Below are 24,118 nucleotides of genomic sequence, written 5' to 3' on the forward strand. Positions count from 1 at the left end.
TGGGAATCATTCCTAGTACTGTGCCCCGTCGTGACCTGGCTCCTCGACCCCTTCACGCTGCCGTTCATGCAGCGCGCGCTGCTCGGTGGCCTGTTGGCCGCGGTGATGTGCGCGGTGGTCGGCACCTGGGTCGTCACCCGCGGGATGGCCTTCCTGGGCGAGGCGCTGGCCCACGGGATGCTCCCGGGCGTCGCCGTCGCCACGCTGGCCGGCTGGCCACCGGTCCTGGGCGCTGCGCTCAGCGCCGGGGTCATGGGGGTCGGGGTGACCGCCCTGTCCCGCCGCGGCCGGCTGTCCCACGACACCGGCATCGGCCTGGTCTTCGCCGGGATGCTGGCCCTGGGCGTGCTCATCGTGTCCAGGTCACGGTCCTTCGCCACCGACATCACCGCGATCCTCTTCGGCGACGTCCTGGCCATCCGCCCGGCGGACCTGGTCCTGCTGGGCTGCGCGCTGGTGGCGCTGACGGCCATCTCGGTGGCGCTGCACCGACCCTTCGTCGCACTGGCGTTCGACGTCCGCACCGCCACCACCCTGGGCTTGCGCCCCGACCTGGCCCAGCTGGCACTCGTGCTCCTGGTGGCCGGGGCGGTGGTCACGTCCTACCAGGCCCTGGGCGCACTGCTCGTCGTGGCGCTGCTGCTGGCGCCGGCCTCGGCGGCCCGGCAGTGGACCCACCGACTGGCCCCGACCATGGCCCTGGGCGCCGTCCTCGGCGCCGTCGCCGTCCTCGCGGGGCTGCTGCTGTCCTGGCACGCCGGCACCGCGGGCGGGGCATCGATCGCCGCCTGCTCGGTGGCCCTGACCGGCCTGTCCGTCGCGGCCCGCTCCCTCACCGACCGCTCGTCCCGAGCTCGTCCGGCCGGCCGCTCGACGAGCGCCCGGCGACCCACCCCGACTCCAGGAGGACCTCCGTGCACCACCCCCTGACCCGCCCCGGCCGACGCCGGGCGCTCCCCGTCCCGCTCGGCCTCCTCGCCGCGCTCACCCTCACCGCCTGCGGCGCGGACCCCGCCGACGAGCCCGCCGACGACGCGTCGGCCTCCGCGACCCCGCACGGGTACGTCGCGGGTGCGCAGGAGCTCCCCGAACCCCAGCTGCAGCTGTCCTACCTCGACGCCGAGGGCTCCGCCCACGCCCTGGACCTGCTCACCGAGGACGACACCGAGCTCGGCGAGACCGGCGCGGCCGATGCGTTCGCCAGCGACGGGCGCTTCCTGTTCGCGGTGTCCGAGGACGCCGGCGAGATGACGATCGTCGACACCGGCACCTGGACCGTCGACCACGGCGACCACACCCACTACTACCGGGCCCCGGCACAGGTGGCCGGGACCCTCGACTGGTCCGGCGAGGTGCAGGCCGCGTCCTCGGAGACGCTGACCGCGGTCTTCTCCCCCACCACCGGCACCGGGGTGCTGCTCGACCGCGCCGACCTCGGCAGCGGCCAGGTCACCGAACTGGCCCGCATCGACACCGGCCCGCACCGGGGAGCGGTCATCCCGCTCGGCAACCGGGTGGTGGTCACCGACCCCACCTCGGTGACGGCCCTGGACTCCTCGGGCGAACCCCTCCCGGGGGACGGCGTCGAGTGCATCGACCCCCGGGGCGGTCTCGCGACCCGGGTGGGGGTGGTGGTGTCCTGCGCCGACGGTGCCGTGCTGGCGACCGGGACCGACGACGGCGTCGACTTCGAGCGCATCCCCTACCCCGCGCCCGTCGCCGACGCCGACCGCGCCGCAGCGCTGGACAACCGGCCCGGTCGACCCTCCGTGGCCGCCCCCGCCGGCACCGGCGGGGTCTGGCTGCTGGACACCCGGGCGCGGGAGTGGCAACTGCTGCCCACCGACACCCCCTGGGTGACCGCGGTGGCCGCCGACGACGACGCCGACCGCGTCGTGGGCGTCGACACCGCCGGCCGCGTGGTCGTGCTGGAGCCTGCATCGGGGACGACGACGGCCTCGGAGCCCCTGCTGCCCGTCGACCGGCTCGACGAGGTCGACCTGCAGGTGGACCCCGACCGCGCCTACGTCAACGTGCCGGGCGCCGGTCAGCTCCTGGAGATCGACTACGCCGACGACGTCCGGCTGGCCCGGACGTTCCCCACGGCGGTCGACCCGGCCCACCTCGCGGAGACCGGTCGATGAGGCGCTGCGCACCGCGCATCGCCGGCGGTCTGGCGGCCGCCCTGCTGGGCACCGCCGCACTGGCCGGCTGCACCGCCGGCGGCGACGACCGGCCGCTGGTCGTGGTGACCACCAACATCCTGGGCGACGTGGTCACCGAGGTCGTCGGGGACCAGGCCGAGGTGGTGACGCTGATGCCCGCCGGGGCCGACCCGCACTCCTTCGAGATCTCCGCCCAGGAGGCGGCCCGGATGCGGGAGGCCGACCTGCTCGTGGCCAACGGGCTGGGACTGGAGGAGGGCGTCCTGGCCCAGGTCGAGGCGGCCCGCGCCGACGGCGTCCCGGTGCTGGAGGCCGGGGACGTCGTGGACCCCGTGGAGTGGAGCACCGAGGACGACACCGGCACCGACCCGCACTTCTGGACCGACCCCGGCCAGATGGTCGCCGTCGTCGACGCCGTCACCGACGCCGTGGACGAGCACGTCGCCGGTGTCGACACCGCACGCCTCACCCAGGACGCCGACGCCTACCGGTCCCAGGTCGAGGACCTGGACGCATGGATGACCGAGCAGCTGGGCTCGGTCCCCGCGGAGCGCCGCAACCTGGTGACCAACCACCACGTCTTCGGCTACCTCGCCGAGCGCTTCGGCTACACCGTGGTCGGCGCCGTCGTCCCCAGCGGCTCGACACTGGCCTCCCCCAGCGCCCGCGACCTCGAGGAGCTGGCGACGGCGGTCCGGGACGCCGGTGTCCCGACGGTGTTTGCCGACTCCTCCCAGCCCGACCGGCTCGTGCAGGTGCTCGCCGAGCAGGCGGGCCTGGACGTCGCGGTGGTCCCGCTGTTCACGGAGTCCCTCACCCCCGCAGGCGGGGGTGCGGAGACCTACCTGCAGATGATGCGGGCCAACACCGAGGACATCGTCGAGGGACTCCGGTGACCCGCCCCATGAGAATGATTGTCATTGCCGTTAGAGTGCACAACATGAACACAGCTCGCCTCACCTCCCCGTGGCGCCTGGCCACCGTGGGCGCCGTCGGCCTCCTGGTCGCCGGTTGCTCGTCCCCGGCCGACGACGCCAGCGGCTCGGCCCCCGGGTCGTCCGCGGCCGCGTCCGCCGAGTCCGTCGCCGCTCCCCAGCCCCGCATCACCCTCACCTACGACGGCGGGCTGCTCGTCCTGGACGCCGACACCCTCGAGGTCGTCGGCGACCACGCGCTGGACGGCTTCCTCCGGGTCAACGCGGCCGGCGACGGCCGCCACTCCCTGGTCACCACCGAGGAGGGCTTCCAGGTCCTCGACGCCGGCGTGTGGACCGACGGCGGCCAGTCCTGGGCCGGGCCCTCCGCCCTGACCGACGACGTCTTCGCCGCCGACACCGCCGGCCACGTCGTCGTCCACGGCGACCGCACGGTGCTCTTCGCCGACGGCACCGGCGACATCACCTCCTTCACCACCGCCGACCTGCTCACCGCCGACGGGCTGCCCGAGACCCGGGAGTGGACGTCGGAGGCCGCCCACCACGGCGTGGCCATCGAGCTCGAGGACGGCACCCTGCTGTCCACCCTGGGCGACGAGGAGGGCCGCACCGGAGTCCGCGTCCTGGACGCCGACGGCCAGGAGACCGCCCGCAACGAGCAGTGCCCCGGCGTGCACGGGGAGGGCACCGTCGCCGGCGACGTCGCCGTCTTCGGCTGCGAGGACGGCATCCTCATCTACGACGGCGAGTTCACCAAGCTCACCGCTCCGGACACCTACGGCCGCACCGGGAACATCTTCACCACCGAGGACTCCCCCGTCGCCGTCGGTGACTACAACGACGACCCCGACGCCGAGGGCTACGAGCTGACCCGGGTCGCGCTCGTGGACACCACCACCGACCAGCTCACGGTCGTCCCGCTGCCCGACGGCGTCGCGTACACGTTCCGCGACCTGGCCCGCGGGCCCCAGGACGAAGCCGTCGTGCTCGGCACCGACGGCGCCCTGCACCTCATCGACGAGCAGACCGGTCAGCTGACCGCCAGCTACCCCGTGATCGACGCGTGGGAGGGCCCCGCCGAGTGGCAGGACCCCCACCCGGCGCTCAAGGTGCACGACGGCATCGCCTACGTGACCGACCCCGCCGCCGACGCCGTCCACGCCGTGGACCTGGCCACCGGTGAGGTCCTGGCCACCGGCGACCTCGGTGTCACCCCCGTCGAGATCGCCGTGGTCACCGGCTGACCGACCACCCACCGAGCACACCCGGGCCCCGCGATCGCGACCGCGGGGCCCGGGCGTGCCCGCTCCCGGGACGAGCACCCCGGGTGCACCCGAAGGGGGAGTTCCTCCGCGATCCGCTGCACCCCGGCGGCCGGACGCCGATGGGTGACGTGTGCAACCCGTGGACATGGCCCGGTCGATGGTCGCCATCGCCGAGGTGCCCGGAGAGGCCGGGATCCTCGACGAGCTGGTCGCCTCGTCGCGCCGGCTGCTCTCCGCCCAGTTCGGCATCGCACTGCTGGTGGGCGCCGACGGGCAAACCACTGCGCTGTCCCACCAGGGGATGAGCCCCGTCGACGTCGGCGCGATGCCCCGCCTGCCGCGGCCCGTGGGGCTGATCGGCGCCGTCCTGGCCGGGGAGGTCCTCCGCCTGGAGCGGATGGCCGACCACCCGGCCGCCGTGGGGTTCCCGGACGGGCACGTGCCCATGGGGCCGCTGCTGGCCACCCCGGTCACCGTCAACGACGCCGTGCTGGGCGCGCTGTACCTCGCCCGCACCCCCGAGCAGCCGCCCTTCACCGCCGACGAGGAGGCGGCCGCGTGCGCCCTGGCGCGGCTGGCCGGCCTGGTCGTGGTCGTCCGGCGACGCATGAACGGGCACCGCGACGTCCTGGACGGGCTGGCCACCATGGGTCTGGGCCTCACCGAGACGTCCCCCGCCACCACCGGGTCCATCGACCACCTCGTCGCGTCCGCCCGGGACGTGCTCGGGGTCGACGTCGCCTTCCTGTCCCACCTGGCCGGCGGTCAGCAGACCTGGACCCACGTGAGCTCACGTCCCGGCGGCCCGTCGCCGGAGCAGGGACTGTGCCTGCCCGAGGAGGCCGGCTACTGCAGCGCGATGCTGCGCGGGGACCTCCCCTCCAGCGTGCCCGACACCACCGAGCACCCGGTGACCGCGGCCATGCCGGTCACGGCCGCACTCGGGGTCGGTTCCTACAACGGCGTGCCGGTGGTCCTGGCCGACGGCACCGTGCACGGCACCCTGTGCACCCTCGACCGGGCCGCCACGAGCACAGCCGACGGCGCCGCGCGCACCGAGACCCTGCAGGTGCTGGCCCGCCTGGTCGCGTTCCAGGTCGACCGCCACCTCGCCGAACGACGGCGCACCGCCGTCGACCGGGCCCTGCTGGAGCCGTTGCTGGACGGATCCCGCCGGACCACCGTGCTGCAGCCCATCGTCGAGCTCGCCAGCGGCACCACCGTGGGCTACGAGGCGCTGTCCCGGTTCACCGACACCTACGGCGGGCCCCTGCGCCCCGACCTCGTCTTCGCCGAGGCCGCCCGGCTGGACCTCGGTGTACGGCTCGAGCAGCGCGCCCTGGCCTCGGCACTGGCGCTGCTGCCCCGGATCGCCGAGGACAGGTACCTCTCGGTCAACCTGTCCCCCGATGCGCTGACCGACCCCGCCACCCACGACCTGCTCGCGACCGTCCCCGCGCACCGCCTGCTGGTGGAGATCACCGAGCACGACGCCGTCCTGGACTACCCGGCCCTCACCAGGCACCTGGAGCACCTGCGCGGTCGCGGCATGCGCATCGCCATCGACGACGCCGGGTCCGGCTACGCCAGCCTCGCCCACATCACCCGGCTCGACGCCGACGTGATCAAGCTCGACATCGCCCTCGTCCGCGACATCGACACCGACCGCAACCGCCGAGCCGTCGCCCGCGCACTCATCGCCTACGCCGCCGAGACCGGCGCGACCCTCGTCGCCGAGGGCATCGAGAGCACCGCCGAGCGCGACCAGCTGCTGGCCCTCGGGGCGCCGCTCGGTCAGGGCTACCTCCTCGGCCGCCCCCGACCGGCCGAGGAGCTGGTGCCCCTCCCCCGGCGAACGGCGCTCGCCCCTCGTCCGCGACCGGCCGGGTCGTCCCCTGCACCCAGGGTTCAGGCTGCGGCGGCGGCCGGGGTCGCGACCGCGGCCTTGGGGCCGTGGCACTCGACGGAGTAGTACGTCTGCACGTCCTGCGGCTGCATGCTGATCTCGCACGCCGCGCTCATCGAGCGCTCGATGCCGCGGCTGAGGTGCTTCACCGTGTCGTTGTGGGCACAGATGTCGAACGCGACGACACCGCGGGCGGCGACCATGCGGTCGATGATCGGCTGCAGCGTGACCCGGAAGACCCGCCCCCGCTGCGCCCGCGGGTCGGTCAGGGTGAAGCCGAGGTAGAAGATCGCGTCGCGGGCGGCGTGCTCGGGGTGCCGGGCGGCGAAGTAGGCCGGCTCGATCCACGGCACCGACGAGAGGTCGCCGGTGAAGGTGGTGAGCCCGACCGCCGTGCCGTCGTCGTCGAAGGCCACGTACTTGTCGATGCGCTGGTCGGCCATCTCCTCGGCGAACTCCGCGGGCGAGAGCACGTGGCGGGCCGCGGCCAGCACGCGCAGCGGCTCGAAGGCATCGGCGTAGAGGACGTAGAAGCCCTCGACGAGCTCGGCCGGGACCGTCTGCAGCCGCTCGACCCTCATCGGGTGGACCCCCACCCGGTGGTCCCGCGGGCCGCGACGACCAGCGTGCAGACCGGCTCCTCGGTGCAGGTGGCACCGGTGACCACCGGGGTGGTCGGCAACTGTCGCATCATGACGCTCCGTACTTGCTCGGGTCCTTGCGATGCCCCGGGCGGGGAATCAGCCGTGCATCTGGTGACCGAACGTAGCGATACCCACCGTACTCGCCCAGGCCTGCGCCCGATGAGGTGAACGTCGTCCGCCGTCCGGGGGCGTTGCCCGTCGTCCGGGTCGGACCGGCCCGGCGCGACGCGCCCACGGACGAGCGCGACGCAGGTCACGCGGTCAGCCCCGGCGCGCACCCGGGCTGGTGCCGTACCTGCGACGGAAGGCGGCCCCGAACCCGTTGACCGACCCGTAGCCCACGCGGGCGGCCGCTGCCGCGACCGGGAGACCGGCGTCGAGCAACGGCAGCGCGGCCTGCAGCCGGGCCCGGCTGCGCCACTCGGTGAACGTCAGCCCGGTGCCCTCGACGAACGCCCGGCGCAGGGTGGACTCCCCCACCCTCAGCGCCGCGGCCCAGTCGGCCAGCGGGGTGGGGTCGGCCGGCGCCGCGAGCAGCCGCGAGGCCACCGCCCGTGCCCGACCGTCGACCGGCCACGGCAGACCGTCGTCGGCGGTGGCCGCCCCACCCAGCTCGTGCAGCACCAGCGCCAGTGCCTCCGCGGCCACGGGCCCGTCGCCGCCGGCACCCCCCAGCGACCGGAGCAGCTCGCGCAGCAGCGCCGACACGGCCACGACGGTCGGCGCCGTCCACGGCAGCGGGCAGGCGCGCGGCCAGACGTAGAGGCAGTGCAGCGCGGCCGGACGCCGGAGGACGACGTCGTGCGGCACCCCGCCGGGGACGAACAGTGCCCGCGACGGCGGCAGCACCCACGAGCGCTCACCGGCCAGCACCAGGGCGGAGCCCGACGCCGTCCACACCAGCTGGTGCTGGTCGTGCCGGTGCTGGCCCCAGCCGCCGGGCTCCTCGGCGTCGAAGGCGCACGTCCAGGCGTCACGCAGGGCGGAGCCGTCGTGGTCGATGGACGGGACGACGGTCACCGGGCCTCCTGGCGAGCGCTGGGCTCCTGGTCCGGGGCGCTGCGGTGCTGTCCCGGTCGAGCAAGGGCAGCCTAACCTTTGCCGGTTCCCACCCGTCGTCCCAGGAGTGCCCGTGCGCCCGCCCGTCGTCCGTCTCGCCGCAGCCTGCCTCGCCGTCGTCCTGCTGGGGGGCTGCGGTTCGTCGCCCTCGGCCCCGTCCGGGGACGACGGGGGGACGGCGGCGGACGGGGTCTTCCCGGTCACCGTCGAGCACGCGTTCGGCAGCACCACCGTCCCGGCGGAACCGACCCGCGTGGTCAGCGTCGGCGTCACCGAGCAGGACACCCTGCTCGCCCTCGGCGTCGTCCCGGTCGGGGTGACCGAGTGGTACGGCGACCAGCCGTACGCCACCTGGCCGTGGGCGCAGGACGAGCTCGGGGACGCCGAGCCCACCGTGCTGTCCACCGCCGAGGGCCTGCAGTACGAGGCCGTCGCAGCGCTCGACCCGGACCTGATCGTCGCCACCAACGCAGGCCTGGACCAGGAGTCCTACGACACGCTGTCGGCGATCGCCCCGGTCGTGGCGCACACCGAGCAGGGGTACTTCGAGGCCTGGGACGTGCAGACGCTGGCAATCGGCACCGCACTGGGCAAGGCCGAGGAGGCCCAGGAGATCGTCGACGACCTGCACCGGCAGTTCGCCGAGGCCGCGGCCGCGCACCCGGAGTTCGCCGGCGTCCCGGCGGTCTTCCTGCAGAACGCGGTCTACGACGGCGACCTCATCGCCTACCAGGAGGGCTTGTCGACGGCCTTCCTCACCGACCTGGGGTTCACGGTGCCCGCGGCGATCGACCGGTTCGCGACCGAGGGGCAGGCCTACATCCCGCTCGAGCAGGCATCGGTGCTGAACGAGGCCGAGGTGCTCGTCTGGGGCACCGAGGGACCGGCCGACCGCGCCGCGCTCGAGTCGCTGGAGGTGTACCGGTCGCTGACGGCGGTGCAGGGCGGGCACCTGGCGTTCACCGACGGCACGCTGGCCGGTGCCATCTACTTCACCAGCCCGCTCTCGCTGCCCTACGTCCTCGACGAGCTGGTGCCGATGCTGGCCGAGGCAGTGGCCGGGGACCCCGCCACCATCCCCTCCTGACGGAACGTGACCGTTCGTTTCACCCCATCGGACGACGTCGTGGCGGTGGCGGAAACGGTTCCGTCTCGTTGTACTGAGTGTTGTCGTTCCGTCACTCAGGGTGGAGGTGGGAGCTGTGGCCAGTGCTGGTCGTCGTCCCCACCTGCGCCGCCTCGCCGGGCGCGCCCTCGTGGTCGCCGGTGTGGGTGCCGGGGTCTGGCTGGCCGGTCAGGCCGCCGCCCAGGCCGACGAACCCGCCGGTCCGGTCAGCGGCCTGCTGTCCACGGTGACCGCGCCGGTCGCCCCGGTGGTGGCCCAGGTCAGCGCGCCGGTGACGGCCGTGACCGCGCCGGTGACCGCCGTGGTCGCCCCGGTCGTCGAGCAGATCAGCGTCCCGGTCGCACCCGTCGTCCGGGAGGCCACGGCACCGGTCGCACCCGTGATCAGCCAGGCGGTGACCCCCGCGGCGGCTCCGGTCGTGCGGGCCGCGACCCCCGTGGTGACGGCGGTCAGCCCGGTCGTGGGCTCGGTCGTCACGCCGGTCGCGTCCGCCGTCGCGCCGGTCGTCGGCGCGGTCGCCCCCGTGGTCGGGGTGCTGTCGCCGGTCGTGGACGCCGTGTCCCCCGTCGTCGACGCGCTGACCCCCGTGGTCGCAGCGCTCGACCCTGCGCTCGACCCCGTGGTGGACGCCCTGGCGCCGGTCACCGGGCCGGTGCTGGCCCCCGCGCCCTCCGCCGCGGCCGACCTCCTGCAGCCCACCGTCGGCGGTGACCCGTCGGCGGCGTCCGCCGTCCTGGTGCTCGGTGGCTCCGCCTCCGCGACCGCCTCGACCGCGGCCTCCTCCGCCGGCTCCGCTGCCGTCCGGGGCGACGCCGGGGGCCAGGTGCTGCCGCGATCGGCGCCGTCCGACCTGCCCGTCCCGGGTACCCCCGGCGACGTCCCGCCGGCCACCGCCCCCGTCGGCGGCACGGTCGGCGGCACCCCACAGCACGACCAGGCCGCCGCCGACCTCTCGGCCGCGCCCCTCGCCGCCGGCACCGCGGGTCTCCTCGCGGCCGCCGACACCGCCCGTGACGCCACGGGCGGCCCCGCGTTCGACCCCTCCTTCTCGCCCGACTGAGCAGCCCGTCCCGGCCCCTGCGCCGCGGCCCGGCTCGACCCGACCCCTGCGGTCGGCTCCCTCAATCGGCTCTCCTCGAGAAGGAACCCCTCATGAACGTGTGGATGAAGCGCGGCCTGCAGACGGCGCTGCTCACCGGTGGCCTGCTGGCCGTCGGCAGCGGCATCGCCTCCGCCGACGACGGCCTCGACGTGACCGTCCCGGTCACCGTCACCGACAACGCGATCGCCCTGCTGGGCACCGCGGACTCCGGCTCCCCCGCCCCCGCACCCGACGCGGCCCTGACGGTCGACGCCGGCGCACTCAGCATCTCGGTCCCGATCACGGTCTCCGGGAACGCGGTCGGCGTCCTGGGCGACGCCGGCACGCAGCCGGCGCCGGCACCCGCTGCTCCGGCACCCGCCCCGGCCGGTGACGGCGGCGGCATCGACCTCACCGTGCCCGTGACGGTGACGGGCAACGCGGTCGGCGTCCTCGGCGACGCCGAGGCGCAGGGATCGGCACCGGCGTCGACCGGGAGCACCGGCGGGGGCATCGACGTCGACGTCCCCGTGACCGCCTGCGGCAACGGCATCGGCGTCCTCGGCGACGCCGCCGGCACCTGCACCACCCCCGCCCCGGCCACCGACGACACCGACGGCGGCCTCGACGTCGACGTGCCGGTGCTGATCGGCGGCAACGGGGTCGGCGCCGTCGGCGGCACGGGCACCGGCACCACCACCGGCACGGGCACCACCCCGGCTGCCGGCACCGGCGGGAACGGCGGCGGCATCGACGTCGACGTCCCCGTGACCGCCTGCGGCAACGGCATCGGCCTGCTCGGCGACGCTGCCGGCACCTGCACCACCTCCGGCCCCACCCCGGGCACCGGCACCGGTGGCACCCCCAGCACCGGTGGCGGTCTCGACGTCGACGTCCCGGTGGCGGTCTGCGGCAACGGCATCGGCCTGCTCGGCGACGCCGCCGGCACCTGCACCCTGCCGGCCGGCGGGGGCGGCGGCGACGTCGACGTCCCCGTGACCGTCTGCGGCAACGGGATCGGTCTGCTCGGCTCGGCCGCCGCCGACTGCGGCACGCCCACCACGCCGCCGACCACCCCGGAGATCCCCAGCACCCCGGAGACCCCCGGGACGCCGCAGAGCCCGAGCACCCCGCAGGGCATCACCCCGGTGGTCCTGCAGGGCTCCCCGGTCGCGGCCGGCACCCCGGTCGCGTCGGGCAGCTCGGTCCCTGACAGCTCGCTGGCCTACACCGGCAGCGAGCTCGGCACCGCGCTGCTCGCCGGGCTGCTGGCCCTCCTGTCGGGCCTCGGCCTGGTGGGGGCGGCCCGTCGCTCCACCCGCTAGGCGGCCCCGCCCCGGCCCGGTCGTCCTCGCGACGACCGGGCCGTCGGCGTGCCCGCATGTTCCACGTGGATCCGTGCGAGCCCGGCAGCTCCTCAGTACCGGAAGGAGCCGACGCTGGTGCGCAGGTCGGCCGCCATCCGGGACAGCTCGTCGACGGCGACGCGGGTCTGGGACAGCGCCTGCGTCGTCGAGTCGGCCGCGGTGGACACCCCGCTGATGTTGGCGGCGATCTCCGTCGTCCCACCGGCGGCCTCGGCCACCGACCGGGACATCTCGTTGGTCGTGGCCGTCTGCTCCTCCACCGCCGAGGCGATGGTCAGCTGGTAGTCGTTGATCTGCCCGATCACGTCGCCGATGCGCCCGATCGCGGCCACCGCACCACCGGTGTCGGCCTGGATCGACTCCACCCGCCGGGCGATGTCCTCGGTGGCGCGGGCGGTCTCCTGCGCGAGCTCCTTGACCTCGTTGGCCACCACGGCGAAGCCCTTGCCGGCCTCACCGGCGCGAGCGGCCTCGATGGTCGCGTTCAGGGCCAGCAGGTTGGTCTGCTCGGCGATGCTGGTGATCACCTTGACGACGTCGCCGATCTCCTTGGAGGACAGCCCCAGCTTCTGGATGGTCTGGTTCGTCGTCTCGGCCTCGCTGACCGCCGCGGCCGCGACCCGGGCAGCCTCGTTGGCGTTCTGCGCGATCTCCCGGATCGACGCGCTCATCTCCTCGGCACCCGCGGCCACGGTGGCCACGCTGCGGGAGACCTCGTCGGCGGCACCGGAGACGACCGTCGACTGGACCGAGGTCTCCTCCGACGACGCCGAGATCTGCGCCGCCGATGCCGACAGCTCCTCGCTGGAGGCCGCCACCGCGTCGGACGCCCCGGCGACCTTCGTCATCACCCCGCGCAGGTTCACCATCGCCGCGTCGAGCGAGGCGCTCATCCGGCCCAGCTCGTCGTGGCTGGTCAGCCCCACCTGCACGGTCAGGTCACCGGCAGCCAGCTTGTCCGTCGCGTCCTGCACCTTCCGCAGGTTGCGGGCGACGCTGCTGGCGACCAGCCAGCCGATGGCCACCGCGGCCGCGATGCCGACCAGGAGCGTCACCAGGTTGACGGTGCGGGAGGCCGACGCCGAGTCCCGTGCGCTCTCCGCAGCGGCCACCGCCTGGGTCCGCTCGATCTCGGCCAACTCGTTGAGGTCGGCCACCACCGTGTCGAAGCGCGGCTTGACCTCTGCCGTGTTGGTGGTGACCCATCCGTCGTAGTCGTTGGCCAACGCCAGCGGCTCGAGGCTCTGGTCGGCCACGGCGCGCGCCTGCTCCATGTTGGCCGTGGCGTCGTCCAGCAGCTCCCACTTGTCGTCGTCCATGCCGAACGCGGTGTAGTCGGCCATGTGCTCGGCGAAGGCTTCGAAGGCTGCGTCGCCAGCCTGCAGGGCGGACTGCGTACCGGCCTCGTCCAGGGCCAGGACCGCGTTGCGGTTGGCGATCCGGATGTTCGCGGCGTCCTGCTGCATCTGGCTGATCGAGATGATGCTGGTCACGTTGTTCTCGTACATCCGCTGGGTGATGTCAGCGCTCTCGCCCAGAGCGGCGATCCCCACGACCCCCACGGCGGCGGCGACGGCGGAGGCGGTGGCGACGGCGGTGAGGACCTTGACCTTGACGCTGCGGTCGGCCCAGAAGCGCGCGGCGGTGGTGGAGCGGGACATGGTGTCTCCAGACGGGTGGTCGATGTACCGGGCCCGGCTGCTTCAGGCACGGGGGTTAACGACCGTCCGCGTCCCGTTTGAACACGAAAACGGCATGCACGAATATTCGTTCGATGGAACGACCACGTTCCGGTTCACATGTCGATTCCCGGCCCTGTCGGGCCGACCGTGCAGTGGCGGTCGCCGACACCCCGGACACGCCCGGGCGGGCGACCCCGACTGCACGGTCAGCGCGGACGCCTCAGCTGAAGAGGGCGCTGTACCCGTTCAGGGCGGGCTGGCCACCGAGGTGGGCGTAGAGCACCGTCGCGTCGCGGGCGATCTCGCCCGAGCGCACCAGCTCGATCATCGCGGCCATCGACTTCCCCTCGTACACGGGGTCGGTGACCATGCCCTCGATGCGGGCCGCGGTCTCCATGGCGCGCAGGGTGGTGTCGTCGGGGATGCCGTAGATGCCGGCGTGGAAGCGCTCGTCGAGCTCGACGTCCTCCAGCGTCAGCTCGCGCTGGAGGCCGATGGCGGACGCCGTCCGCTGGGCGATGCGCAGTACCTGGTCGCGGGTCTCGGCGGGCTTGGCCGAGGCGTCGACGCCGAGCACGCGGCGCTTGCGTCCGCCGTCCTCCTCGAGCTTGGCGAACCCGGCCACCATGCCGGCCTGCGTCGACCCGGTCACCGAGCAGACCACGACGGTGTCGAAGAAGACGCCTAGCTGCGCCTCCTGCTCGGCCACCTCGTAGGCCCAGCCGGCGAAGCCGTGCCCGCCCAGCGGGTGGTCGCTGGCCCCGGCCGGGATGGCGTAGGGCTTGCCGCCGCGCGCCTCGATCTCGGCGAGCGCGGTCTCCCACGACTCCTTGAACCCGATGCCGAACCCGGCCTTCACCAACCGGACGTCGGCGCCGGCCAGCCGCGAGATGAGGATGTTGCCGACCTTGTCGTAGACCGCGTCGGGCCACTCGACCCAGCTCTCCTGCACCAGCACGCACTTCAGGCCGAGGTGCGCGGCGACCGCGGCGACCTGGCGGGTGTGGTTGCTCTGCACGCCACCGATCGAGACGAGGGTGTCGCAACCCTGCGCGAGGGCATCGGCCACGAGGTACTCCAGCTTGCGGGTCTTGTTGCCGCCGTAGGCGATGCCGGAGTTGCAGTCCTCGCGCTTGGCCCAGACCGCGGCACCGCCGAGGTGCTCGGTGAGCCGGTCGAGACGGTGCACGGGCGAGGGCCCGAACAGCAGGTTCGTCCGGGGGAAGTCGGCCAGCGTGGTCGGGGCGGTGGTCGGGGCGGTGGTGGTCATGCGGTCTCCTCGGTCAGCCCGGACAGCAACGCCGTCCAGATCTCGGTGGTGGTGGCGACGGCGGCGTCGACGTCGCCGGTGGCGCAGGCGGTGATGAGCTGGTCGTGCAGGTCGACGGAGTCGGTGGCGTGCGCGGCGGCGAACCGCAGCCGCTCGAGCCGGCGCACCAGCGGCGCGAACCGGTCGACGGTCGCCCGCACCGCGCCGTTGCCGGCCCGGTCGAGCAGCACGTCGTGCAGCTCGTCGTCGCAGGCCAGCGCGGTGTCGACGTCGCCCGCGGCCACGGCGGCGGCGAACCGGGCGTTGGCGTCGCGCATGGCCGCGACGTCGGCGGCGTCCACGCGCGGCACGGCGGTGCGGACGGCGAGCTCGTGCATCGCCCGGACGACGACCGCCGCGTCGTGCACCACCGCGGGCACCAGCGGCGTGACGCGGGTGTGGCTCTGCGGCTTGGACTCGACCAGCCCCTCGTCGGCGAGCTTGGCCAGCGCGCTGCGCACGGGTGCCACCGAGAGCCCCCACCGGCCGGCGAGCGCGGCGTCCTTGACGACCTCCCCCGGGGGCAGGTCACCGCTGACGATCGCCTCGCGGATCAGCACGAGTGCTTGGTCGCGCAGCAGCACCCGGGGCGTGGTCACGACTGACATCTAACATTTCAATGAGACCGGTGTCCAGCACCGTCTACGTTCCGGGCATGACCGGAGAGCCCACCCGACAGCGCACCTACACCTGGGGCGACCCGATGGAGTCCGCCGCCGAGGTGCGCACGAGCGCCGGCATCGAGGTGCTGCGCGCCATCGCCGCGGGCCGCCTGCCCGCCGCCCCGATCGCCCGCACCCTGGGCATGGGCCTGGAGTCGGTCGAGCCCGGGGAGGTCGTCTTCACGATCGAGCCGGCCGAGTTCCACTACAACCCGATCGGCTCGGTGCACGGCGGCGTCTACGCCACGATCCTCGACTCGGCCTGCGGCTGCGCCGTCCACTCGATGCTGCCCGCGGGCGTCGGCTACACCAGCCTGGACCTCACGGTGAAGTTCCTGCGCGCCATGACCACCGGCACCGGGGTGGTCCGCTGCACCGGCACCGTCACCCACCTCGGGGGTCGCACCGCCCTGGCCGAGGCCCGGCTCACCGACGCCGACGACCGCCTGCTGGCGACCGCCACCAGCTCGATCCTGGTCATCCGGCCGTGACCGTCCGCCCCGCCCGGCGTCCCGACGTCCCGCGGACCTCGGCCACCCTGGCCCGCGCCTGGTCCGACTACCGCTGGTCGAGCTGGGCGTTCCCCGAGGACGGCCGGGCCCAGCGGCTGCACCGCTGGTGCGAGCTCGCCGTCCTGCAGGGCCTGGACACCGACTCGGTCTGGACGACCGACGACGGCGCGAGCGTGGCCGTGTGGACGCCGCCGTCCCCCCCGCCGGTCGCCGCCGACCTGCAGGCCGTGCTCGACCGCGACCTGCCGCGGATGCTGGGCAGCCGGCAGCCCGTGGTGCTGGCCAGCGACCGGCTCGGCGCGCTCGGGCTGCCCGACGAGCCGCACTGGCGGCTGGTCTCCCTGGGCACCCTGGCCGACCGTCGGCACGCAGGTCTGGCCGCCGAGGTCGCCCGCCCGGTGCTCGAGCGCTGCGACGCCGAGGGGACGCCGGCCGCGGTCACCGTGCACACGCGGCTGGCCGTCACCTGGGCGCAGCGGCAGGGGTTCGCGGTCACCCACGCCACCCGCACCGCGGTCGACCACGAACTGCCGATCTGGACGCTGGTGCGCCGGCCGGCCGTGGGGTCAGGCGGCGGCGAGGGCGGGGACGAGGGGTAGCTGCAGCGCGCCGGCCAGCTCGGCCGCCCGGTCCCCGCGCAGCGCCGGCGACCGGGTGAGCAGCGCGACGGCGACCATGTAGGAGTCCTCGTCGGCCCAGCCGCGCCCGGCGTCGACCAGCTCGCGGATGCGTGCCAGCACCTTGGGCTCGCGGCTGTAGCGACCCAGCTCCAGCGGCATGGCCAGGAAGCTGGTCACCCGGTACCCGGCGTCGGCGGCCGCCTCGAGCGTGCCGACCGGGTCGGCGTAGCTGGCCACCGCGGTCACCACGTGCTCCCACGGGCCATCGAGCAGGCGCAGCAGCAGGGCGTTGCCGTCGGGCCCGCCCCACAGGCCGGGCAGCTCGAGGTCGCCGTCCGGGGCGGGCAGGTAGGGCGGGTTGGTGATCACGGTGCGGGCGGGGCTGCCCGCGCTGCCGGCGAAGAAGTCGCCGTGCTCGACGGTGTAGCGGTCACCCACGCCGTGCTCGGCGATCGTGGCGCGCGCGGCCACCACCGAGGGGGCGTCGACGTCCCACGAGCGCACGCGCAGGCCGGGCACCCCGGCGACCACGCCGGCCACCGCGGAGGCGTCACCGGTGCCGAGCTCGACGACGCCGTCGCGGGCCCAGTCGAGCTCGCGGGCGTATTGGCGCAGCACGAGGCCCAGGGAGCAGCCGAAGTGCTGGGACTCGGCGGTGCAGTCGAACGGCATGGGCAGCTCCCCGGTCGGGTTCCGCCTGGCCCTGCTGGCCCGGCGGTGACGTCCCGGCCGTGGTCTCCAGCCGCAATGCTCTGCGACGCCCGTTACCCGAGGGGTCGCGGTGCCCAACCATCCGCAGGTGGGAGCGGGTCCCACCTGCGGACGACGAGGTCAGGCCCGCGGGCCGCCGGCGACGTAGATGACCTGGCCCGAGACGAAGCCCGCGCCCTCGCTGGTCAGGAACGACACGGTGTGCGCGATGTCCTCGGGCTGGCCGACGCGGGCCACCGGGATCTCCTTGGCGGCCATCTTCTTGAAGTCCTCGAAGGGCACGCCCACGCGCTCGGCGGTGGCCGCGGTCATCTCGGTCTCGATGAAGCCGGGGGCGATCGCGTTGGCGGTGACGTTGTAGCGGCCCAGCTCGATGGCGAGGGTCTTGGTGAAGCCCTGCATGCCGGCCTTGGCCGCGGAGTAGTTGGCCTGGCCGCGGTTGCCCAGCGCCGAGACGCTGGACAGGTTGACGATGCGGCCCCACTCGGCAGCGACCATGTGCTTCTGGGCGGCCTTGCTCATGAGGAACGCCCCGCGCAGGTGCACGCCCATGACGGCGTCCCAGTCGTCGACACCCATCTTGAACAGCAGGTTGTCGCGGGTGATGCCGGCGTTGTTCACCAGCACCGTAGGCCCGCCGAGCTCCTCGGCGACCCGCTCGACGGCGGCGGTGACGCTGGCCTCGTCGGCCACGTTCGCCCCCACCGCGATCGCGTCGCCCCCGGCGGCCTTGATCTTCTCCACGGTGGCGCCGCAGGCACCCTCGTCGAGGTCCAGCACCGCCACCGACATGCCGTCGGCGGCCAGCCGGGTGGCGATCGCCGCCCCGATGCCCCGGGCCGCACCCGTCACGATCGCCGTCCGCTGCGCCTGCGCCATTGCCTGCTCCTCCACTACCGGTGAGTACGTCTCACGAGATCTCTACCAGCCGCTCCCGGGGACGGCGCGACGCGGGCCGGACGCCCTCCTGGATCACCCCGCAGTCATCGGGTCGCGTCGTGGCGCGACCCGATGACCGTGGGATGCCCCTGCGCACGGATCCGCGGTCCGTCCAGGCCACGGCCGGATCTGTGGACGGACGAACCGCGTGTGGACGACGACCCCCGCCCCGGCCGCCCATCCGGCACGGTGCGGGCGTGCACCCGCTCCTGGACGAGCTCCGCCCCCGACGGATGGGGCTGATCGTCACCGCCGACCTGCGCCGGGCCGGGATCACCGACGCCGAGGTGCGCCGGCAGCTGCGCCGGGGCGAGTGGGTCCGGCTGCGGCGCGGTGTCCTGGCCGAGGCCACCCACCTCGCGGGTCTGGACGCCGCCGGCCGGCACCTGCTCGACACGGCCGCCGTGGTGCTCGCGCTGGGGCGTCCGGGTGCCGTCGTGGGGCGGCACAGCGCGGCCACGCTGTACGGGCTGCCCCTCCCGCGCTCCGTCGACCGCACCGTCGCCCTCCTCGACCCGGCGCAGAACCGCACCGGCGAGGGGTACCGCATCCACCGCGCACCGCTGCCCGACGGCGACGTCACCCGGCTGCGCGCCATCCCGGTGACGACGCTGCCCCGCACCCTGGTCGACCTCGCCCGCACCCTGCCGCTGACCGACGCGGTGGTCGCCGCCGATGCAGCCCTGCACCGGCTGCCCCAGCTCGTCACCCCGGAGCTGCTGCGCGATGCCGCCGGCGCGGCTGCGGGGTGGTCGCGCGCTGCCGACGCCCGCCGGCTGGCTGACCTGGCCGTGGAGCACGTGGAGTCCCCTCTGGAGACCCGGCACCGGCTCGGGCTGATCCGCTCCGGCGTGCGCCTGCCCCGGCGCGGCATGCGCATCGACCTCGACGGCGAGCACTTCTACCCCGACGGGCTCTGGGAAGAGGAGGGCATCGTCCAGGAGTCCGACGGGCGGGTGAAGACCCGCGACCCGTGGCACGGTCGGTCGGCGGAGCAGAAGGTCTGGGAGGAGAAGCGCCGGGCCGAGAAGCTGACCGCTGCCGGCCTGCGGTTCTGGCGGGTGGCCGCGGAGGACCTGGAACCGCGGGCCTGGTCCAGGGCCGTCGAGCGGCTGGTCGCGATGCTGGCTCTCTCACCCCCGGGTACGCGCCGGTACACCGCGGTCTTCGCCCCGCGGCCGCGCTCGCGATGACGGCGGGTCACCTGGCAGTCGTCGGGTCGCGTCGCGACGCGACCCGACGACCGTGGGGTGACCCTCTGCGCGGCGTGCGTACCATCTGCGGCACAACCGAACACACGACAGGGGAGCGCCTCGGCGCTGAGAGTGCGGGCAACCGCAGACCCTCGAACCTGAACCGGGTCATGCCGGCGTAGGGAGTCTGGAGCAGCACCGTGTCCGTGCAGGACCGCACCACCGTCAGCACCCGTTGGCGCACCGTCGACATCGTGACCACCGCCGTGCTCGGGGTGGCCTTCGGCGTCGTGTTCATCCTCTGGAACCTGGTCAACTCGGCCGTGGCCCTGGTCCCGCCGGTGGGCGGGATCATGAACGGGGTCTACCTGCTGCCCGGCGTCGTCGCCGGCCTGCTGGTGCGCAAGCCGGGCGCAGCGACCTTCGCCTCCACCCTGGCCGCCGCGGTGAGCCTGCTGGCCTCGCCCTACGGCGGGATCATCGTGGTCTACGGCCTGGTGCAGGGCCTGGGCGCCGAGCTGGGCTTCGCGCTGGCCCGCTACCGCTCCTTCGGCTGGGGCACCGCCGTGCTCGCCGCGGTCACCGCCGGGCTGGCGACCACGGTGCTGGACATGACGATCTACTACCCCGCGGTGTCCTTCTGGGCGGTGAAGGTGCCCTACGGCGCGCTCACCGTGCTGAGCAGCGTGGTGGTCGCCGGGGTGCTGGGCCTGCTGCTGGTGCGCGCCCTGGCCCGCACCGGTGCGCTGAGCGCCTTCGCCTCGGGCCGCAGCCGCGTCTGAGGTGGTCGGCCCGGGTTCGGCCCGCCTGGTCGCCCGCGGGCTGGCGGTCCGGCACGCCTCCCGGCTCGCCTGGGCGCTGACCGGCGTCGACCTCGTGGTCGAGCCCGGCGAGCGGGTGCTGGTCACCGGGGCGTCCGGGGCCGGGAAGTCGACGCTGTTCGCCGCCGTCGCCGGGCTGCTGGATCCCGAGGCCGCCGAGGTCTTTGGCGAGCTCACGGTGGACGGCGAACCTCCGCGGGCGGCCCGCGACCGGCTCGGGTTGCTCATGCAGGACCCGGACTCGCAGCTGGTCATGACCCGCGCCGGCGACGACGTCGCGTTCGGGCTGGAGAACGCCGGCCTGCCCCCGGCGGAGATCTGGCCGCGGGTGGACGCCGCCCTCGCCGACGTCGGCTGGCGGTACAGCCGGGAGCGGGCCACGCAGGCGCTGTCCGGCGGGGAGAAGCAGCGCCTGGTGCTGGCCGGCGCCCTGGCCCGCCGTCCCGGCCTGCTGCTGCTGGACGAGCCCACCGCGCAGCTGGACCCGGCCGGCTCGGACGTCGTGCGCGACGCCGTGTCCCGGGCCGTGGCCGCCCGCGGGACGACGCTGTTGGTGGTCGACCACGACGCCGCCCCCTGGCTGCCGCTGGTCGACCGGGTGGTCGAGGTCCGGGACGGCGGCCTGGCCGAGCACCCGCCCGGCTGGCGCCCCCTCCCCCGCGCCGCCGGCCTGGTGCTGCCCCCGGCCCCGGCATGGACCAGCCCCGTCCACCCACCTCCGTCCGGGATCACCGACGCCGGTGAGCCAGGCCCCCCACCGGTGGACCCAGCTGGTCGGCGCCGCGACCCCGCGCTCGTGGCCGCGGGCGCCGGGTTCACCTACCGCGGGACGACGACGCCGGCCCTGGCGCCGACCGACCTCGCGCTGCACCCCGGGCAGGTGACCGCCGTGACCGGCCCGAACGGCACCGGGAAGTCGACACTGGCGCTGCTGCTGGCCGGGCTGCGCGCACCCACCACGGGCTCGGTGCTGGCGTCGGCCGACCTCGCGGTGCGCGGCGAGCGGCGTCCGCACCGGTGGCGGGCCGGGGCGGTGGTGACCCGCATCGGCACCGTCTTCCAGCAGCCCGAGCACCAGTTCCTCACCGGCCGGCTGCGCGACGAGCTCGAGCTGGGTCCGTTGCGCAGCGGCACCGGGTCCGCCACCGCGCGGGCCCGGGCCGAGGAGCTGCTGGAGCGCCTGGGGCTGGCGCCCTTCGCCGACGCCAACCCCTACACGCTGTCGGGCGGCCAGCAGCGCCGGTTGTCGGTGGCCACCGCGCTGGCCACCGCACCGCGCGTGCTGGTGCTCGACGAGCCGACCTTCGGCCAGGACGCCGCGACCTGGCGCGAGCTGGTCACCCTGCTGGCCGAGCAGCGGGCCGCCGGGTGCGCCGTCTGCACCGTGACGCACGACCGCGACCTGGTCGACGTCCTGGCCGACGAGGAGGTCGCGCTGTGACCGCCTCGCTGGCGCTCGGGCCCGCGCCCGACGTCCCGCTGTCGCGGATCAACCCGTGCGCGCAGATCCTCGCGTCGGTCGTGGTCAGCCTGGTGCTGCTGGCCACCCTCGACGTCGTCACCCCGGCGGTGGTGGTGGCCGCCGAGCTGTGCCTGCTGCCCGCGGCGGGCCTGACCTCCCTGCGCACCCTGCTGCTGCGCACCTGGCCGCTGCTGCTGGGCGCGGCGACGCTGGCCGTGGTCAACCTGGTGCTGGGCGACGCCGGCGTGCTCGGCGCGCTGGGCATCGCGCTGCGGGTGGTCGGGCTGGCGCTGCCCGGCGTGCTGCTGGTGGCCTCGACCGACCCGGTGCGGTTGGCCGATGCGCTCACCGTGCACTGGCGCTTCCCGCCCCGGGTCGCGGTGGGGTCGCTGGCCGCGCTGCGCCTGGTGCCGCTGCTGGTGGCCGAGTTCGAGACCGTGCAGCTGGCCCGGCGCACCCGCGGGGTGGAGGCCGGGCACAACCCCCTGGCGCGGGTGCGGCTGCTGGCCGGGGTCGCGTTCACGCTGCTGGTGGGCGCGGTGCGCCGGGCCGGGCGGCTGGCGACGGCGATGGATGCCCGCGGCTTCGACTCCGGCATCGCGCGCACCAACGCCCGCGGGTCGGTGCTGCGCGCCCGCGACCACGTCTTCGTGGCCGCCGCCGTCGTGGTGGCCGCCGCCGCGGTGACCACCAGCGTGCTGGCCGGCACCTGGGCCCCGCTGTTCGTCGGCGGCTGACCGTCACCGTCCGGGCGGGGGCAGCTCCGGGTAGGGCTGCAGGAACTCGGCGAGCAGGTACGTGCGCCGGCCGTCGTCCAGACCCCGGGTGCGGTCGGCCCACCGGGCCACGACGGCGTCGAGGTCCCGCGCGAGCTCCCGGGCCTCCTGCTTCGTCAGCCGCAGGGTGGCGCTGCTGATGTGCGTCGTCCGGTCGTCGTCGGGGGGGTGCGCGTAGGCGGCGTCGACCACGCCGTGGGCCCACGCCCGGTTCTGCGTGCGCCAGACACCCACGGCCGCCCGGCCACCGGGGCGGGACTCCAGGTCGGTGAGGTCGATGCTCAACCCGCGCTCCGCGGTCAGCCGCCACACGCGGTCCCGGCGGTCCCGGCCCTCGCCCTCGGCCTCCTCGACCAACCCGTACTTGGCCAGCTGGCGCAGGTGGAAGCTGGCCTGGTTGGCCGGGATGCCGAGCGCACGGGCGACGTCGGCGGCCCGGACGGGGCCGGTGGCGTTCATCTCGTCGACGATCCGGCCGCGCACCGGGTGCGCCAGCCCGCGCAGCACCCGGGGGTCGTGCACCGGCCGGACGCCGCCGGGGTCCTCGTCGTCCGCCACGCCGACCACGCTACCGGCCCAGTTGCGCACGCATCATTGCGCAACAAGTCTTGCGCACCCTACGGTGCGCATCATGACCGGCCTCCGCGCGCTCGCCCGCAACCGCGACTTCACGACGCTGTGGGTCGGGGAGACGGTCAACGAACTGGGCACCCGGATGAGCACGTTCGTCCTCCCGCTGGTCGGCCTCGCGATCAGCCGCTCGGCCGTCACCGCCTCGCTCGCCGAGGCGGCCTACCTGCTCGGCACGGTGCTGACCCTGCTGCCCGGCGGCGTGCTGGTCGACCGGTTCGACCGGCGCCGGCTGATGATCGCCGCCAGCGCCACCGGCGGGCTCTGCTACGGCTCGCTCGCCGTCGCCGCCTCCGCAGGCGTGCTGACCATCCCCCACCTGGTGGCCGTCGGTCTCGTCGCCGGGGCCGCCGTCGGCGTCTTCGGGCCGGCGCAGATCTCGGCCATCCGGTCGGTGGTGCCCACCGCGCTGCTGCCGGCGGCCCTGAGCCAGAACGAGGCGCGGCAGCACGTCGCCGGGCTGCTCGGCGGGCCGCTGGGCGGCCTCCTCCTCGCCGTCGCCCGCGGCCTGCCCTTCGCGGTCAACGCGACCACCGCCGCGGTGTCCTGCTGGACGCTGAGCCGGATCCGCACCGACCTGTCCGCCACCGCCGGCCGGGGCTCCCCGTGGCTGGCCGACCTGCGGGAGGGGGTGCGGTTCGTGCTGGCCCGACCGTTCTTCCGGCACCTCGCGCTCTGGGCGGCGCTGGTCAACCTGGTGCTGAACGCGCTGCTGTTCGTCGTCGTCCTGAGGATGGCCCGGGCGGGCTCCCACCCCTCGGAGATCGGGTTGGCCAGCGCCGCGGCCGGGGTGGGCGGCATCCTCGGCGCCCTGCTCGCGCCGTGGCTCGTCGCCCGGGTGGCCACCGGCCGGCTCACCGTGCTGATCGCCTGGTCGGTCGTCGTGCCCGTTGCGCCGCTGGTGTGGTGGGCGCACCCGGTCGTCGCCGGTGCGGCGCTGTTCGTCGTCCTGCTGCTGAACCCGGCCGGCAACGCCGGCATCGCCGCCTACCGGATCGCGGTCACCCCGGCCCGCCTGCAGGGTCGGGTCAGCTCGGCGTCGAGCTTCCTGTCCAGCTCGGTCATGCCGCTGGCCCCGGTGCTGGGCGGGGTGCTGCTGGAGGCGTTCGGGGGCCGCGCCGCGACGGCGGTCCTGCTCGCCGCGACCGCGGGCACCGCACTGCTCGCGACGCTGAGCCGACCGATCCGCGAGGTCCCCGGCCCCCACGCCTGGCCCCGCGCCGTGCAGCCCTGACCCCCCCGGAGAGGTGTCG

General features: G+C 74.9%; 23 protein-coding genes and 1 riboswitch. Of the genes, 15 read left to right on the forward strand and 8 right to left on the reverse strand.

What is annotated here, in order from left to right; all coding sequences use genetic code 11:
• Positions 1-30: 30 nt before the first annotated feature.
• The 5 genes from aztB (at position 31) to BLP29_RS18100 (ending at position 6,337) form a co-directional block, all read left to right on the forward strand.
• A complete protein-coding gene (gene aztB, locus BLP29_RS18080; protein WP_092807157.1) occupies positions 31-930 on the forward strand; it encodes a zinc ABC transporter permease AztB in 900 nt (299 codons plus the stop codon).
• A complete protein-coding gene (locus tag BLP29_RS18085) occupies positions 915-2,144 on the forward strand; it encodes a hypothetical protein (RefSeq protein WP_092807159.1) in 1,230 nt (409 codons plus the stop codon). The genes aztB and BLP29_RS18085 overlap by 16 nt, the downstream gene beginning before the upstream one ends.
• Positions 2,141-3,061, forward strand: coding sequence for a zinc ABC transporter substrate-binding protein AztC (gene aztC, locus BLP29_RS18090; protein WP_092807161.1), 921 nt, complete (start codon positions 2,141-2,143; stop codon positions 3,059-3,061). The genes BLP29_RS18085 and aztC overlap by 4 nt, the downstream gene beginning before the upstream one ends.
• Before the next feature lie 44 nt (positions 3,062-3,105).
• Complete coding sequence (gene aztD, locus BLP29_RS18095) at positions 3,106-4,344, forward strand: zinc metallochaperone AztD (protein ID WP_092807163.1); 1,239 nt, start codon at positions 3,106-3,108, stop codon at positions 4,342-4,344.
• A gap of 166 nt (positions 4,345-4,510) precedes the next feature.
• Positions 4,511-6,337 carry an EAL domain-containing protein gene (locus BLP29_RS18100; RefSeq protein ID WP_243470107.1) on the forward strand — a complete coding sequence of 609 codons (1,827 nt, stop codon included), beginning with the start codon at positions 4,511-4,513 and terminating at the stop codon, positions 6,335-6,337.
• Here the strand turns inward: BLP29_RS18100 and BLP29_RS18105 are convergent.
• Together BLP29_RS18105 and BLP29_RS20775 are read right to left on the reverse strand one after the other, a co-directional pair.
• The gene (locus BLP29_RS18105; protein ID WP_092807167.1) at positions 6,274-6,852 is read right to left on the reverse strand and encodes a hypothetical protein; all 579 of its coding nucleotides are present in this window, start codon (positions 6,850-6,852) and stop codon (positions 6,274-6,276) included. The two genes, BLP29_RS18100 and BLP29_RS18105, sit on opposite strands and share 64 nt — an antisense overlap.
• 324 nt (positions 6,853-7,176) lie before the next feature.
• Positions 7,177-7,935, reverse strand: coding sequence for an AraC family transcriptional regulator (locus BLP29_RS20775; protein ID WP_165839439.1), 759 nt, complete (start codon positions 7,933-7,935; stop codon positions 7,177-7,179).
• Positions 7,936-8,047: 112 nt separating this feature from the next.
• Here BLP29_RS20775 and BLP29_RS18120 point away from each other — a divergent pair, with 112 nt between their 5' ends.
• From BLP29_RS18120 to BLP29_RS18130, 3 genes are all read left to right on the forward strand, one after another.
• Positions 8,048-9,061 carry an ABC transporter substrate-binding protein gene (locus BLP29_RS18120; protein WP_207798586.1) on the forward strand — a complete coding sequence of 338 codons (1,014 nt, stop codon included), beginning with the start codon at positions 8,048-8,050 and terminating at the stop codon, positions 9,059-9,061.
• Between the two features lie 115 nt (positions 9,062-9,176).
• Positions 9,177-10,160, forward strand: a complete 984-nt coding sequence (locus BLP29_RS18125) for a hypothetical protein (RefSeq protein ID WP_133379271.1) — start codon at positions 9,177-9,179, stop codon at positions 10,158-10,160.
• Positions 10,161-10,252: 92 nt separating this feature from the next.
• On the forward strand, positions 10,253-11,506 hold the full coding sequence (locus BLP29_RS18130; RefSeq protein ID WP_092807174.1) for a hypothetical protein: 1,254 nt from the start codon (positions 10,253-10,255) through the stop codon (positions 11,504-11,506).
• Positions 11,507-11,598: 92 nt separating this feature from the next.
• Here BLP29_RS18130 and BLP29_RS18135 read toward each other — a convergent pair whose 3' ends face one another.
• The 3 genes from BLP29_RS18135 to BLP29_RS18145 all read right to left on the reverse strand — a co-directional run bounded on the left by BLP29_RS18135 (position 11,599) and on the right by BLP29_RS18145 (position 15,147).
• A complete protein-coding gene (locus BLP29_RS18135) occupies positions 11,599-13,209 on the reverse strand; it encodes a methyl-accepting chemotaxis protein (protein ID WP_092807176.1) in 1,611 nt (536 codons plus the stop codon).
• Between the two features lie 241 nt (positions 13,210-13,450).
• The gene (locus BLP29_RS18140; protein WP_092807178.1) at positions 13,451-14,500 is read right to left on the reverse strand and encodes a 1-aminocyclopropane-1-carboxylate deaminase; all 1,050 of its coding nucleotides are present in this window, start codon (positions 14,498-14,500) and stop codon (positions 13,451-13,453) included.
• Positions 14,497-15,147, reverse strand: a complete 651-nt coding sequence (locus BLP29_RS18145; RefSeq protein ID WP_092807180.1) for a GntR family transcriptional regulator — start codon at positions 15,145-15,147, stop codon at positions 14,497-14,499. Before BLP29_RS18145 ends, BLP29_RS18140 begins: the two co-directional genes overlap by 4 nt.
• A gap of 47 nt (positions 15,148-15,194) precedes the next feature.
• Between BLP29_RS18145 and BLP29_RS18150 the strand changes: the two genes are divergently transcribed.
• A complete protein-coding gene (locus BLP29_RS18150; protein WP_092807492.1) occupies positions 15,195-15,692 on the forward strand; it encodes a PaaI family thioesterase in 498 nt (165 codons plus the stop codon).
• Positions 15,689-16,312, forward strand: coding sequence for a hypothetical protein (locus tag BLP29_RS18155; RefSeq protein WP_092807182.1), 624 nt, complete (start codon positions 15,689-15,691; stop codon positions 16,310-16,312). Before BLP29_RS18150 ends, BLP29_RS18155 begins: the two co-directional genes overlap by 4 nt.
• Here BLP29_RS18155 and BLP29_RS18160 read toward each other — a convergent pair.
• Entirely contained in the window at positions 16,280-17,005 is a 726-nt protein-coding gene (locus tag BLP29_RS18160; protein WP_092807184.1) for a class I SAM-dependent methyltransferase, read from the reverse strand. The genes BLP29_RS18155 and BLP29_RS18160 overlap by 33 nt on opposite strands.
• A 159-nt stretch (positions 17,006-17,164) precedes the next feature.
• The gene (gene fabG, locus BLP29_RS18165) at positions 17,165-17,923 is read right to left on the reverse strand and encodes a 3-oxoacyl-ACP reductase FabG (RefSeq protein ID WP_092807186.1); all 759 of its coding nucleotides are present in this window, start codon (positions 17,921-17,923) and stop codon (positions 17,165-17,167) included.
• A gap of 257 nt (positions 17,924-18,180) precedes the next feature.
• Between fabG and BLP29_RS18170 the strand changes: the two genes are divergently transcribed.
• From BLP29_RS18170 to BLP29_RS18185, 4 genes are all read left to right on the forward strand, one after another.
• Positions 18,181-19,176 (forward strand): type IV toxin-antitoxin system AbiEi family antitoxin domain-containing protein, encoded by a 996-nt coding sequence (locus tag BLP29_RS18170; protein ID WP_165839440.1) that lies wholly within the window; start codon positions 18,181-18,183, stop codon positions 19,174-19,176.
• A 99-nt stretch (positions 19,177-19,275) separates the two neighbouring features.
• Positions 19,276-19,378: riboswitch (TPP riboswitch) on the forward strand.
• Positions 19,377-19,958 carry an ECF transporter S component gene (locus tag BLP29_RS18175; RefSeq protein WP_092807190.1) on the forward strand — a complete coding sequence of 194 codons (582 nt, stop codon included), beginning with the start codon at positions 19,377-19,379 and terminating at the stop codon, positions 19,956-19,958. Its footprint overlaps the riboswitch before it by 2 nt.
• A 1-nt stretch (position 19,959) precedes the next feature.
• Positions 19,960-21,438, forward strand: coding sequence for an ABC transporter ATP-binding protein (locus tag BLP29_RS21855; RefSeq protein WP_279385467.1), 1,479 nt, complete (start codon positions 19,960-19,962; stop codon positions 21,436-21,438).
• On the forward strand, positions 21,435-22,196 hold the full coding sequence (locus BLP29_RS18185; protein ID WP_207798587.1) for an energy-coupling factor transporter transmembrane component T family protein: 762 nt from the start codon (positions 21,435-21,437) through the stop codon (positions 22,194-22,196). The genes BLP29_RS21855 and BLP29_RS18185 overlap by 4 nt, the downstream gene beginning before the upstream one ends.
• Positions 22,197-22,199: 3 nt before the next feature.
• On the opposite strand, the gene BLP29_RS18190 is transcribed toward BLP29_RS18185, so the two are convergent.
• Positions 22,200-22,793, reverse strand: coding sequence for a helix-turn-helix domain-containing protein (locus BLP29_RS18190; RefSeq protein WP_207798588.1), 594 nt, complete (start codon positions 22,791-22,793; stop codon positions 22,200-22,202).
• A gap of 73 nt (positions 22,794-22,866) precedes the next feature.
• On the opposite strand from BLP29_RS18190, the gene BLP29_RS18195 reads away from it, so the two are divergent.
• Positions 22,867-24,099, forward strand: a complete 1,233-nt coding sequence (locus BLP29_RS18195; protein WP_092807500.1) for an MFS transporter — start codon at positions 22,867-22,869, stop codon at positions 24,097-24,099.
• Positions 24,100-24,118: the final 19 nt, after the last annotated feature.

It is taken from the genome of Klenkia marina (assembly GCF_900101025.1).
Lineage (GTDB): Bacteria > Actinomycetota > Actinomycetes > Mycobacteriales > Geodermatophilaceae > Klenkia > Klenkia marina.

Excerpts from the sequence above, each read along its gene's own strand:
- BLP29_RS18145 (WP_092807180.1), bottom strand. The coding sequence starts at position 15,147 with ATGTCAGTCGTGACCACGCCCCGGGTGCTGCTGCGCGACCAAGCACTC.
- BLP29_RS18130 (WP_092807174.1), top strand. The coding sequence starts at position 10,253 with ATGAACGTGTGGATGAAGCGCGGCCTGCAGACGGCGCTGCTCACCGGT.
- aztC (WP_092807161.1), top strand. The coding sequence starts at position 2,141 with ATGAGGCGCTGCGCACCGCGCATCGCCGGCGGTCTGGCGGCCGCCCTG.
- BLP29_RS18105 (WP_092807167.1), bottom strand. The coding sequence starts at position 6,852 with ATGAGGGTCGAGCGGCTGCAGACGGTCCCGGCCGAGCTCGTCGAGGGC.
- BLP29_RS18135 (WP_092807176.1), bottom strand. The coding sequence starts at position 13,209 with ATGTCCCGCTCCACCACCGCCGCGCGCTTCTGGGCCGACCGCAGCGTC.
- fabG (WP_092807186.1), bottom strand. The coding sequence starts at position 17,923 with ATGGCGCAGGCGCAGCGGACGGCGATCGTGACGGGTGCGGCCCGGGGC.
- BLP29_RS18160 (WP_092807184.1), bottom strand. The coding sequence starts at position 17,005 with ATGCCGTTCGACTGCACCGCCGAGTCCCAGCACTTCGGCTGCTCCCTG.
- BLP29_RS18195 (WP_092807500.1), top strand. The coding sequence starts at position 22,867 with ATGACCGGCCTCCGCGCGCTCGCCCGCAACCGCGACTTCACGACGCTG.
- BLP29_RS18150 (WP_092807492.1), top strand. The coding sequence starts at position 15,195 with ATGACCGGAGAGCCCACCCGACAGCGCACCTACACCTGGGGCGACCCG.
- BLP29_RS18100 (WP_243470107.1), top strand. The coding sequence starts at position 4,511 with ATGGCCCGGTCGATGGTCGCCATCGCCGAGGTGCCCGGAGAGGCCGGG.
- BLP29_RS18140 (WP_092807178.1), bottom strand. The coding sequence starts at position 14,500 with ATGACCACCACCGCCCCGACCACCGCCCCGACCACGCTGGCCGACTTC.
- aztD (WP_092807163.1), top strand. The coding sequence starts at position 3,106 with ATGAACACAGCTCGCCTCACCTCCCCGTGGCGCCTGGCCACCGTGGGC.